13 protein-coding genes are annotated in these 11,538 nt (G+C 73.3%); 2 read left to right on the top strand and 11 right to left on the bottom strand.

What is annotated here, in order from left to right; all coding sequences use genetic code 11:
• Together AOK11_RS22235 and AOK11_RS22230 are read left to right on the top strand one after the other, a co-directional pair.
• On the top strand, positions 1 to 1,203 hold a 1,203-nt coding region (locus AOK11_RS22235; RefSeq protein ID WP_055595493.1), incomplete at its 5' end, for a CaiB/BaiF CoA transferase family protein.
• Complete coding sequence (locus tag AOK11_RS22230; protein ID WP_055595492.1) at positions 1,200 to 2,042, top strand: HpcH/HpaI aldolase/citrate lyase family protein; 843 nt, start codon at positions 1,200 to 1,202, stop codon at positions 2,040 to 2,042. The genes AOK11_RS22235 and AOK11_RS22230, both read left to right, overlap by 4 nt.
• A gap of 107 nt (positions 2,043 to 2,149) precedes the next feature.
• On the opposite strand, the gene lgt is transcribed toward AOK11_RS22230, so the two are convergent.
• The 11 genes from lgt to hisI all read right to left on the bottom strand — a co-directional run bounded on the left by lgt (position 2,150) and on the right by hisI (position 11,417).
• A complete protein-coding gene (gene lgt / locus AOK11_RS22225) occupies positions 2,150 to 3,388 on the bottom strand; it encodes a prolipoprotein diacylglyceryl transferase (RefSeq protein WP_079035010.1) in 1,239 nt (412 codons plus the stop codon).
• Between the two features lie 81 nt (positions 3,389 to 3,469).
• A complete protein-coding gene (locus AOK11_RS22220; RefSeq protein ID WP_055595490.1) occupies positions 3,470 to 4,246 on the bottom strand; it encodes a DsbA family protein in 777 nt (258 codons plus the stop codon).
• A 178-nt stretch (positions 4,247 to 4,424) separates the two neighbouring features.
• Positions 4,425 to 5,243 carry a tryptophan synthase subunit alpha gene (trpA, locus tag AOK11_RS22215; protein ID WP_055595489.1) on the bottom strand — a complete coding sequence of 273 codons (819 nt, stop codon included), beginning with the start codon at positions 5,241 to 5,243 and terminating at the stop codon, positions 4,425 to 4,427.
• Positions 5,240 to 6,526: a tryptophan synthase subunit beta gene (trpB, locus tag AOK11_RS22210; protein ID WP_055595488.1), complete on the bottom strand. Its 1,287-nt coding sequence runs from the start codon at positions 6,524 to 6,526 to the stop codon at positions 5,240 to 5,242. Before trpB ends, trpA begins: the two co-directional genes overlap by 4 nt.
• Before the next feature lie 132 nt (positions 6,527 to 6,658).
• Positions 6,659 to 6,826, bottom strand: coding sequence for a tryptophan biosynthesis modulator TrpM (gene trpM / locus AOK11_RS42050; RefSeq protein ID WP_107098646.1), 168 nt, complete (start codon positions 6,824 to 6,826; stop codon positions 6,659 to 6,661).
• Between the two features lie 22 nt (positions 6,827 to 6,848).
• Complete coding sequence (trpC, locus tag AOK11_RS22205) at positions 6,849 to 7,658, bottom strand: indole-3-glycerol phosphate synthase TrpC (protein ID WP_055595487.1); 810 nt, start codon at positions 7,656 to 7,658, stop codon at positions 6,849 to 6,851.
• A 182-nt stretch (positions 7,659 to 7,840) separates the two neighbouring features.
• Positions 7,841 to 8,266: a DUF2752 domain-containing protein gene (locus AOK11_RS22200; RefSeq protein WP_055595486.1), complete on the bottom strand. Its 426-nt coding sequence runs from the start codon at positions 8,264 to 8,266 to the stop codon at positions 7,841 to 7,843.
• Between the two features lie 85 nt (positions 8,267 to 8,351).
• Positions 8,352 to 8,603 carry an HGxxPAAW family protein gene (locus tag AOK11_RS22195; RefSeq protein WP_055595485.1) on the bottom strand — a complete coding sequence of 84 codons (252 nt, stop codon included), beginning with the start codon at positions 8,601 to 8,603 and terminating at the stop codon, positions 8,352 to 8,354.
• Positions 8,604 to 8,750: 147 nt separating this feature from the next.
• The gene (locus AOK11_RS22190; RefSeq protein WP_055595484.1) at positions 8,751 to 9,392 is read right to left on the bottom strand and encodes a TIGR02234 family membrane protein; all 642 of its coding nucleotides are present in this window, start codon (positions 9,390 to 9,392) and stop codon (positions 8,751 to 8,753) included.
• A gap of 109 nt (positions 9,393 to 9,501) precedes the next feature.
• Entirely contained in the window at positions 9,502 to 10,995 is a 1,494-nt protein-coding gene (locus tag AOK11_RS22185) for an anthranilate synthase component I (protein ID WP_055595483.1), read from the bottom strand.
• A gap of 11 nt (positions 10,996 to 11,006) precedes the next feature.
• On the bottom strand, positions 11,007 to 11,417 hold the full coding sequence (hisI, locus tag AOK11_RS22180) for a phosphoribosyl-AMP cyclohydrolase (protein ID WP_055595494.1): 411 nt from the start codon (positions 11,415 to 11,417) through the stop codon (positions 11,007 to 11,009).
• Positions 11,418 to 11,538: the final 121 nt, after the last annotated feature.

Genomic DNA, 11,538 nt, shown 5'->3' with positions numbered 1-11,538 from the left:
CCCGTTCCCTCCGCTCCCGCGCCACCGCTGACCGGTCTGCGGGTCCTGGACCTCGCGACCCTCTTCGCCGGGCCCCTCGCCGCGACCCTGCTCGGCGACTTCGGCGCGGAGGTCGTCAAGGTCGAGCACCCGAGGAGACCCGACCCCTCCCGGGGCCACGGCCCGTCGAAGAACGGCGTGGGGCTGTGGTGGAAGATGCTCGGCCGCAACAAGCGGACCATCACCCTCGACCTGTCCACCCGCGGCGGCCGGGCGACCCTGCTGCGCCTCGCCGGGACCACCGACGTGATCATCGAGAACTTCCGGCCCGGCACCCTGGAGAAGTGGGACCTGGGCTGGTCCGAACTGTCCGCCGTCAACCCCCGTCTCGTCCTGGTCCGGGTCACCGGCTTCGGCCAGTTCGGCCCGTACGCGCACCGGCCCGGCTTCGGCACGCTCGCCGAGGCGATGAGCGGTTTCGCCGCCATCACCGGGGAGCCGGACGCGCCCCCGACGCTGCCGCCGTTCGGCCTGGCCGACTCCATCGCGGGCCTGACCACGGCGTACGCGGTGATGACCGCCCTCGCCGGGCGGGAGAGCACCGGCCAGGGCCAGGTCGTCGACATGGCCCTCATCGAACCGATCCTCACCGCGCTCGGACCCCAGCCGACCTGGTACGACCAGCTCGGTCACGTCCAACCGCGCACCGGCAACCGCTCCCAGAACAACGCCCCGCGCGGCACCTACCTCACCGCCGACGGCACCTGGGTCGCCGTCTCCACCTCGGCCCAGTCGGTCGCCGAACGGGTGATGCGGCTGGTGGGACGGCCCGAGCTGATCGACGAACCGTGGTTCGCCACCGGCGCCGGCCGCGCCCGGCACGCGGACGTCCTCGACGAGGCGGTGGGCGGCTGGATCGCCTGCCGCACCCGTACCGACGTGCTCGCCGCCTTCGAGAAGGCCGAGGCCGCGGTGGCGCCCGTCCAGGACGTACGGGACGTGATGGCCGACCCGCAGTACCAGGCCCTGAACACGATCACCACGGTGGACGACCCCGAGCTGGGCCCGCTGCGCATGCAGAACGTTCTCTTCCGGCTCTCGCACACCCCCGGCGCGATCCGCTGGGCGGGCCGGCCGCACGGCGCCGACACCGACGAGGTCCTGACCGAACTGGGCCTCACTCCGGCCGAACTGACGGCCCTGCGCGCGGAAGGCGCGCTGTGACGGCGGCATCCCCGCTGACCTGGCTGTACGCGCCGGGCGACCGGCCGCGTGTGGTGGCGAAGGCGCTCGTCTCCGGGGCCGACGTGGTGGTGATCGACCTGGAGGACGCCGTCGCCCCCGACCGCAAGGCGTACGCCCGTGCCGCCTCCGCCGAGCTGCTGTGCGACCCGCAGCCGGTCCCGGTCCACGTCCGCGTCAATGCCCTGACCGGCCCCTGGGGCGAGGCCGACCTCGCCGCCGTGGCCCCGGCCGGGGGCCTGGCGGGGCTGGCGGGCCTGCGGCTGCCCAAGGTGTCCTCGCCCGCCGACGTCGTCCGGGTCGCGCGGCGGGCCGTGTCCGCCCGGGGCGGCGCGCTCGGTCTGTACGCGCTGCTGGAGACGGCCCTCGGCATCGAGCGGGCGCACGACGTGGCCACCGCACACCCGTCCCTGCGCGGTATCTCGATCGGCGAGGAGGACCTGCGGACCGACCTGGGCGTAGGCGACGACGCGGGCCTGGACTGGTCCCGCTCCCGCGTGGTCGTCGCCGCGCGGGCTGCGGGTCTGGCCCCGCCCACCCAGTCCGTCCACCCGGACATCCGCGACCTGGACGGTCTCCGCGCCTCCTGCGCCCGTGGTCGTGCCCTGGGTTTCCTGGGCCGCGCCGCCATCCATCCGCGTCAGCTGCCGGTCATCGAGCGTGCCTACCTGCCCACGGAGGAGGAGATCGAGCGGGCGGAGACGGTCGTCAAGGCGGCGGCCGGCGAGCAGGGCGCCCAGGCGCTTCCCGACGGCCGCTTCGTCGACGCGGCGGTGGTGACGGCCGCCCGGCGGGTCCTGTCCCTGGCCCACCGCGCCTGAGGCGCCGCACACACGCCCGTGGGGCGCCCGGGGTTCCCGGGCGCCCCACGGCGTCGTTCACGTACCACGTACCACGGGCCGCCGGTCGGCGGCGGCCCGGCAGACCGTCAGCTCTTCTTCGCCGACCCGGCCTCGTCCTTGGACCGCGCGTCCGCGGAGTCCGCGGTCCCGGGACCCGTGTCCTCGGAGTCCGCTCGGGCCGTCTCCGCCTCGGCGTCCTCGGCCTTCGCGTCACCCGGCCCGGCGGCGTCCTTGTCCGCTGCGCCGTCCTTCTCCTTCGGGCTCGCGTCGGCCTTCGGCCCGGCGTCCGGCTTCTTCGACCCGGCGTCCGGCTTCTTCGGCCCGGCTTCTTCCTTCGTCCCCGGGGAATCCGCCTTGCCGTCCTTGCCGTCCTTGCCGTCCTTGCCGTCCTTGCCAGCGGCCTCCGGCTCGGTCGCCCCGGATCCGGAACCGCTCCCGGCCGCGTCCGGGGCGTCGTCGCCCCCGGCGGAACCGTCCGTCGCGCCACCGGTCGCACCACCGGTGGCAGCAGCGCCCGGTTCCACCACGGTCTCGCGTCCCGGACGCAGCTTCGCGGACATCGCGAAGTACACGACCGCGAGCACGAACATGATCATCGCGGTCCAGTTGTTCAGCCGCAGGCCCAGGATCTCGCGGGCCTCGTCGACGCGCATGTACTCGATCCAGAACCGGCCCGCGCAGTACGCGGCGACGTACAGTGCGAACGCCCGCCCGTGCCCGAGCTTGAAGCGGCGGTCCGCCCAGATGACCAGCAGGGCGACGCCCACGCACCACAGGAACTCGTACAGGAACGTCGGGTGGTAGTACCCCGGTACCCGGCCGCCCTCCGTGGACGTGATGTGCAGGGCCCAGGGGAGGTCCGTCTCCCGGCCGTACAGTTCCTGGTTGAACCAGTTGCCCCAGCGTCCGATCGCCTGCGCCAGCGCCAGACCGGGGGCCAGGGCGTCGGCGTACGGCGGCAGGGCGATGCCCCGGCGCCGACAGCCGATCCAGGCGCCCACCGCGCCCAGCGCGACGGCGCCCCAGATACCGAGGCCGCCCTCCCAGATCTTGAAGGCGTCGACCCAGTTCCGGCCCTCACCGAAGTAGAGCTGGTAATCGGTGATCACGTGGTAGAGGCGGCCACCGACCAGGCCGAACGGGACGGCCCAGAACGCGATGTCCCAGGCGGTTCCCTTCTGGCCGCCGCGCGCCACCCACCGGCGGTCGACGATCCAGAGGGCGAGGAAGAGGCCGGCGAGGATGCTGAAGGCATAGCCGCGGAGCGGAACGGGGCCGAGGTACAGCACCCCGCTCGACGGGCTGGGAATGTAGGCAAGTTCCATGGCAGGGTCGACGCTACCGCGCCGGACCGCTCCTACGGCGGGCGGTCCGGCTACGGGTCCATAACGGGAAGGCTCGCGGCCCTACTGCTGATTGGCCTCCTCCACCATCTTCTTGAGCTTCGCCGGGGTCATCGTCCGGTCCTGGTAGATGTTCTTGTCGCCGAGCAGGACGGTCGGGGTGCCGGGGAAACGCCCCTTCTGGAAGGCCTCGTTGGACTTCGCGACCCAGCTGTTGTGCGTGCCGTCCTCCACGCAGCCGCGGAAGGCGGGGGTGTCGAGGCCCTTGACCTTGCCGGCCAGCTCGATGAGCTTGGCGTTGTCGGCGAAGGCGTCGTCCGTCTCCGGGGGCTGGTTGTCGAACAGCACGTCGTGGTACTCGGTGAACTTGCCGGCGTCCTGGGCACAGGCCGCCGCGTTGGCGGAGTTGCGGGAGCCGGTGCCGCCCATGTTCCCGTCGATCAGCGTGACGAGGTGGTACTCGATCTTCAACTGGCCGGACTCGGTCAGCTCATGGAGGGTCGGCCGGTACGCCAGCTCGAAGGACTTGCAGGCGGGGCAGCGGAAGTCCTCCCACACGGTGAGGGTGGACTTGGCACTCTCCTTGCCGACCGGGATGGCCAGGCCGTCCTTGCCGAGCGCCCCCGAGGGCGCCACCACCGGGCCCGCCTCCTCGCCGCCCTCGTCCTTGCCCGCGTTGGCGGCGACGACGCCGATCACCGCCGCGAGCGCCAGGACACAGACCACGCTCGCACCCACGATCAGGGTGCGGCGCCGCCTGTCCGCCGTCTTCTGCTTCTCACGCTCGACCGCCAGCCGCTCACGGGCGGTGCGCTTTCCCTCACGGTTCTTCTCGCTCACACCCCGCAGAACGAACCGGGGAGGCGCAACGCGCCTCCCCGGCCCCAGATCCACCCGTACGAGGGACCCATATGACTAACTGCGGAACGTCTGCCGAGAACGGGACACCGGCGCCGCCCTCCCGGATCGGTGCGTCCGGGCCCGGCCGCACGCGCCGTCGCCGACCCCCCGCACGCCGTCAGGACCGGCCGCGTACGCCCTTGGCCAGTTCGCCCGCGAGCGCTCGCACGGCCTGGAGGCCCGCGGCCGGGTCCGGGGCGTCCAGCAGCCGTTTGACGAAGGCCGATCCGACGATCACGCCGTCGGCGAAGCGGGCGACCTCGGCGGCCTGGGCGGCGTCGGAGACGCCGATCCCGACGCACACCGGCAGGTCGGCGCGGCTCGCCCGGGCGCGTGCCACGAGGTTCTCGGCCTGCGTGCCGACCGACTCGCGGGTGCCGGTGACCCCCATGAGGGACGCGGCGTAGACGAAGCCGCTGCCCGCCGCGGTGATCTCGGCGAGCCGCTCGTCCTTGCTGCTGGGCGCGACGACGAAGACGGTGGCCAGACCGTGCTTGCCGGCGTGCTCCCGCCACAACGCCGACTCCTGGACGGGCAGGTCGGGCAGGATGCAGCCGGCGCCGCCCGCCTCGGCGAGCTCGGCGGCGAACCGCTCGACGCCGTAGCGGTCGACGGGGTTCCAGTACGTCATGACGAGGATCGGCTTCCCGGTGGCCCGGTGGGCCTCCCGGACCGTGCGCAGCACGTCGGCGATCCGTACGCCGCCGCGCAGGGCGATGTCGTCGGCGGTCTGGATGACGGGCCCGTCGAGGACGGGGTCGCTGTGCGGCAGGCCCACCTCCACGACGTCGGCACCGCCGTCGATGACGGCCTTGACGGCGTCGATGCCGCCGTCGACGGTCGGGAACCCGGCCGGGAGGTAGGCGATGAGGGCGGCCCGGCCCTCGGCCTTCGCCGCGGCGAGGGTGTCGCTCAGCAGTCGCACGTTCCCGCTCACTTGGCGTCCCCCTCGATCTCGGCGGTGTCGGTGTCCGCGTCGGCGGCGACCTCGGCGTCGGTGTCGTACAGCCCGAAGTAGCGGGCGGCGGTGTCCATGTCCTTGTCGCCCCGGCCGGACAGGTTGATCACGATCAGCCCGTCCTTGCCGAGTTCCTTGCCGACCTCCAGGGCGCCGGCCAGCGCGTGGGCGCTCTCGATGGCCGGGATGATGCCCTCGGTGCGCGACAGCAGCCGCAGCGCCTGCATGGCGGCGTCGTCGGTGACCGCGCGGTACTCGCCGCGGCCGGAGTCCTTGAGGTAGGCGTGCTCGGGTCCGATGCCCGGGTAGTCGAGCCCGGCCGAGATGGAGTACGGCTCGGTGATCTGGCCCTCGTCGTCCTGGAGGACGTAGGAACGCGAGCCGTGCAGGATGCCGGGCTCGCCCGCGGTGAGGGTGGCCGCGTGCTCGCCGCTCTCGATGCCGTGGCCCGCGGGTTCGCAGCCGATGAGCCGTACCGAGGCGTCCGGGATGAAGGCGTGGAAGAGGCCGATGGCGTTGGAGCCGCCGCCGACGCAGGCGATGGCGGCGTCGGGCAGCCGTCCGGCGCGCTCCAGGAGCTGGCGGCGGGTCTCGACGCCGATGACGCGGTGGAAGTCGCGCACCATGCCGGGGAAGGGGTGGGGTCCGGCGACGGTGCCGAAGAGGTAGTGCGTGCTGTCGACGTTGGCGACCCAGTCGCGGAACGCCTCGTTGATGGCGTCCTTGAGGGTGCGGCTGCCGGACTTCACGGCGATGACCTCGGCGCCGAGCATGCGCATCCGGGCCACGTTGAGGGCCTGGCGCTCGGTGTCGATCTCGCCCATGTAGATGGTGCAGTCGAGGCCGAACAGGGCGCAGGCGGTGGCGGTGGCGACGCCGTGCTGGCCGGCGCCGGTCTCGGCGATGACACGGGTCTTGCCCATGCGCCGGGTGAGCAGGGCCTGGCCGAGCACGTTGTTGATCTTGTGGGAGCCGGTGTGGTTGAGGTCCTCGCGCTTGAGGAAGACCCGGGCACCGCCGGCGTGTTCGGCGAACCGGGGCACCTCGGTGAGGGCACTCGGGCGGCCGGTGTAGTGGACCAGCAGGTCGTCGAGTTCGCGGGCGAACTCGGGGTCGGCCTTGGCCTTGTCGTACTCGACGGCGACCTCGTCCACCGCGGCGACGAGCGCCTCCGGGATGAACTTGCCGCCGAACGCGCCGAAGTAGCCCTCGGCGCTGGGGACCCGGCCCTCGGGGTCGGGCAGGAAGAACTCGCTGGGCATGCGGAAACCTCACGATGAGTGTGCGGACACGTTGCGCCGTGGGGGCAGGGTGCGCCGACCGGCTTCAGGCCGGGTGCGGCTGATCGCGCCGACACCGCCGAGTGGCGTGCCGGCGCAGCCCCGCGCCCCTTGTCAGGGGCGGTGCCATCGCAGTCCGTTGACCTGACCGGGCTCGTCACCGATGTGGTAGCGCACCCTGCGGCCGAGCACACGGCGAGCGGGGGCCCGGCAGCCTCGCGGGCGGCAGCCGCGAGCGAGGCGCGCGTACGGGTCCCTGGTCGGGGTGATCGGGAGGGTCATCGGGGTCAGCCTAGCGGGGCGCTCAGCCGCGCCCGTGGCGCAGCGCCGGGTGCTCGCCGGCCGCCACCAGGTCGGCGACCGCGGTCTTCGGGTCGCGGCCGGTGACCAGGGACTCGCCGACCAGGACGGCGTCGGCGCCGGCGTTGGCGTAGGCGATGAGGTCGTGCGGGCCGCGGACGCCGGACTCGGCGACCTTGACCAGGTGGTCCGGGATCTCGGGGGCGACCCGCTCGAAGGTGCCGCGGTCGACCTCGAGGGTCTTCAGGTTGCGCGCGTTGACGCCGATGACCTTGGCTCCGGCGTCGACCGCGCGCTCGACCTCGTCCTCGTCGTGCACCTCGACGAGCGGGGTGAGCCCGATGGACACGGCGCGCTCGATCAGCGACTCCAGGGCCGACTGTTCGAGGGCGGCGACGATGAGCAGCGCGAGGTCGGCGCCGTGCGCCCGCGCCTCCCACAGCTGGTACGAGGTGACGATGAAGTCCTTGCGCAGGACGGGGATGTCCACCCGCGCGCGGACCGCCTCCAGGTCGGCGAGCGAGCCGCCGAAGCGGCGCTGCTCGGTGAGGACGGAGATGACGGCCGCGCCGCCCGCCTCGTAGTCGGCGGCGAGTCCGGCCGGGTCGGCGATCGCGGCGAGCGCGCCCTTGGACGGGCTGGAGCGCTTGACCTCGCAGATCACCTTGACGCCTTCGCCGCGCAGGGCGGCCACGCCGTCCTTGGCCGCGGGAGCCTTCGCCGCGCGCTCCTTGAGCTCGTCGAGGCTCACCCGTGCCTGGCGCTCCGCGAGGTCGGCACGGACTCCGTCGATGATCTCGTCGAGCACACTCACGCGAGGGGCCCCCTTCCAGACGGTCCGTCTTCAGTGCGTTCGTTTCCGTCCCTGGGGCGTTGCCCGTCCTCACGGGCGGGTCGCCGGACGAAACCGGTGGTCACTGCGATGGTATCCGCAGCAGGGGGTACGGCTCACATCCGGTTGACGCCGGTCCCACTACCTGGACGTTCGCCTTTTGATCAAGGATGCAGCCAGCCACCGAACGGCAGGTTCCGGACAACCGTGAAGACCAGCACGAACGCCCCCAGGGACCACAGGAGCGCCGGTCGGGGGTCGATGCGCAGGGGTTTCCCGCGCACCGCGCGGACCACCCATACGGTCCAGAGGACGGCGAAGGCCGCGTAACCGAGGACGGCGGGCGCGTTGGCCTGGAGGGCGGCCAGGAGGTCGCCGTGGGCGACGGCGTGCGCGCTGCGCAGTCCGCCGCAGCCGGGGCAGTACAGGCCGGTGAGACGCAGCAGCGGGCAGGCGGGGTAGTGGCCGGGCTCGTTGGGGTCCACCGCCCCGACGTAGACGAAGGCTCCGGCGACGGCGGCGAGCGCTGCGGCGGGCAGGGCGAGTCGGGCGGCGAGGCCGCGGGGCACGCTGCGGCTGACGGCGTTCACGGGGTGATTGTGCCCCGCGCCCGCGCGTCAGGGGCGGTTCCGGCACCCGTGTGCCGGCCGCCCCCGTCCGGAGCGCTCCCGGTGATCAGCTCTCGGCGCGGGCCGGCTCACGGCCCGCGGCCGGCGGGTTGAGCGGGTGGAAGTGCGGCTTCTGGCCCATGCCCATCTTGCTCATGATCCCGCCGACGACACCGCCGAGCAGCACGATGCCCATGCCGACCCAGAAGCCCACCGGCGAGGCAATCACCATGAACATGCTCGCGACGCAGAAACCGATGAACGAGATGATGACACCGGTCCAGGCGGCCGGGGTGTGACCGTGGCTGCTGCCCGCCATTGCTTGCTCCTCAGTGCTGTGTACGTGTCTGAGCAGGACGCTCGGATCAATTGTCCCGCACGTGCGCGCGCGCCGTGATCGGGGGTGCTCCTCCGCGCGGCGAACGCCCGCGGCCGGCCGCTCGTCGAAGGGTGGCGGCCCGGTGGTTCAGGCTCCGGTCGGGTCCTCGCCCCGGTCGAGGGCCTTCCACAGTTCCTCCGGCCGGTCGGGATCGCCGGCGGCCGCCGTGCGGCGTGGCCGCGGGGCGCCGGCGCGTTCGTAACGGCCGGACATCGCGGGCCACAGCCTGCCGTAGCGCAGGGCGAGCACGCCGGCCAGCAGGAGCAGCAGGCCGCCCACGGCCGCGACGTAGGGCCAGGCCGTGTGGCTGAGGGCTTCCACGGCGGCCGACGTGTCGCCGGAGACCTCGGCGGCCTTGTCGTCGAGCGCGGAACTGTCGGAGGCACCGAGCAGGGCCGCCGCGACGGTGCCCGCCCCGGCCAGGGCGAGCAGGGCGGCGACGGCGAACCGGCCGGCCCGGCGGACGGCGAAGACGGCGACGAGCGCGGCCAGGCCCACCACGGCGAGGGCGGCGGGGACGCCGGTGACGTCGCTGCCGTTCGCGGTCAGGGGGAAGGAGCCGCCGGCCACGGTCGCGGTGCCCCGGGACCACTGCTGCCGGGTGGCGAGCAGGGCCACGGCCGCGCCCAGGGCACCGCACAGCAGGGCGACGGCGAGGCTGAGGCGGCCGGCCCGGGCGGAGCCGGCGGCCTCGGAACGGGGGTGAGGTACGGCAGTCACGTACTCCACTATCGCGTGAACCGCGCGCGAACGGTCACCCGGGGGCTCGTCCCGGTCGCATCTCACACGGCTCCGGACGCGTCCCGCGCGGCCCCGGGTGGGTGTCACCCCGTGCGTGTCACCCCGTGCCCAGCCGGTTCGCCGTGTGGACGGCGCGCAGCACGGCGGCCGCCTTGTTGCGGCACTCGGTGTCCTCGGCGACCGGGTCGGAGTCGGCGACGATTCCGGCGCCCGCCTGGACGTACGCGGTGCCGTCGCGCAGCAGCGCGGTGCGGATGGCGATGGCGGTGTCGGAGTCGCCGGCGAAGTCCAGGTAGCCGACGCAGCCGCCGTACAGTCCGCGCCGGGACGGCTCGAGTTCGTCGATGATCTGCATGGCGCGGGGCTTGGGCGCGCCGGAGAGGGTGCCCGCCGGGAAGCAGGCGGTGAGCACGTCGAAGGCGGAGCGGCCGGGCGAGACCCGGCCGGTGACCGTCGAGACGATGTGCATGACGTGCGAGTACCGCTCGACGGACATGAAGTCGACGACCTCGACGGAGCCGGGCTCGCAGACCCGCCCGAGGTCGTTGCGGCCCAGGTCGACGAGCATGAGGTGCTCGGCGCGTTCCTTGGGGTCGGCGAGCAGTTCCTCGGCGAGGGCCTGGTCCTGCTGCGGGGTGGCGCCGCGCGGCCGGGTGCCGGCGATGGGGTGGACCATCGCCTGTCCGTCGTCGACCTTCACGAGTGCTTCGGGGGACGATCCGACGACGTCGAATGCGTCGAAGCGGAACAGGTACATGTAGGGCGACGGGTTGGTGGCCCGCAGCACCCGGTAGACGTCCAGGGCGCTCGCCGTGACCGGGGTCTCGAACCGCTGGGAGGGGACGACCTGGAAGGCCTCTCCCGCGCGGATGCGTTCCTTGATGTCCTCGACGGCCGCCCGGAAGTCGGGGCCGCCCCACAGAACCGTGTGGTCGGGGAGTTCGGAGGGCGGGAGGACGGCCGGGGGCTGGGCCACCGCGCGGGAGAGGTCGGCCTCCATGGCGTCCAGGCGGGCCACGGCGTCGGCGTGGGCCTCGTCGACGCCGGTCTCCAGGTCGTTGTGGTTGATCGCGTTGGCGATCAGCCAGACGGAGCCCTCCCAGTGGTCCATCACGGCGAGGTCGCTGGTGAGCAGCATGGTCAGCTCGGGCAGGCGCAGGTCGTCCCGCTCGCCGGGGCCGATCTTCTCGAGCCGGCGCACGATGTCGTAGCCGAGGTAGCCGACCATGCCGCCGGTGAAGGGCGGCAGGCCGAGGTCGTGGGCGAGGTCGCGCGGGGTGTGCAGGGCTTCGAGGGTGGCGCGCAGCGTGGCGAGCGGGTCGCCGCCGGCCGGTACGCCGACGGGCGGGGTGCCCTCCCAGTGCGTCTGTCCGTCCCGCTCGGTGAGGGTGGCGGCACTGCGGACGCCGACGAAGGAGTAGCGGGACCAGGACCGTCCGTTCTCGGCGGACTCGAGGAGGAAGGTGCCGGGGCGGTCCGCGGCGAGCTTGCGGTAGAGCGCGACCGGGGTGTCGCCGTCGGCGAGCAGTTTGCGGGTGACCGGGATGACCCGGCGGTCGGTGGCGAGCTTGCGGAACGTCTCGAGGTCCATGGCGGCAGACCTTACTGACCGGGGGCGTGCGCGCCGCTTCCGGCGCGGTCCGCGGGGGCGTCGGTGAGCAGCACGTCGGCGTCGAAGCAGGTGCGGGCGCCGGTGTGGCAGGCGGCGCCGGTCTGGTCGACCTTGACGAGGAGGGTGTCGGCGTCGCAGTCCAGGGCGACGGACTTCACGTGCTGGACGTGGCCGGAGGTGTCCCCCTTGACCCAGTACTCCTGGCGGCTGCGCGACCAGTAGGTGCAGCGGCCGGTGGTCAGGGTGCGGTGCAGCGCCTCGTCGTCCATCCAGCCCAGCATCAGCACCTCATGGGTGTCGTACTGCTGGGCGATGGCGGGCAGGAGGCCGTCGGGGCTGCGCTTGAGCCGCGCGGCGATCTCCGGGTCGAGGCGGCTGGGCCGGGAGGTGCTGCTGGTCATGGAAACCATTGTGCCGTGCGGGTGGGCGGCGCCCGGGTCGCGTCCACGGGTTGGAAGGACGCGGGGACGAAACGGGCCGGGGGCGGTGCGCACGCGTCTCGTTGGGGTGACGGCCGGGGGA

This window comes from Streptomyces hirsutus, assembly GCF_001418415.1.
Taxonomy (GTDB): Bacteria; Actinomycetota; Actinomycetes; order Streptomycetales; family Streptomycetaceae; genus Streptomyces; species Streptomyces hirsutus.
Note: the sequence above shows the minus strand (reverse complement) of the source record. Positions and strands in the feature narration are given on the sequence as shown.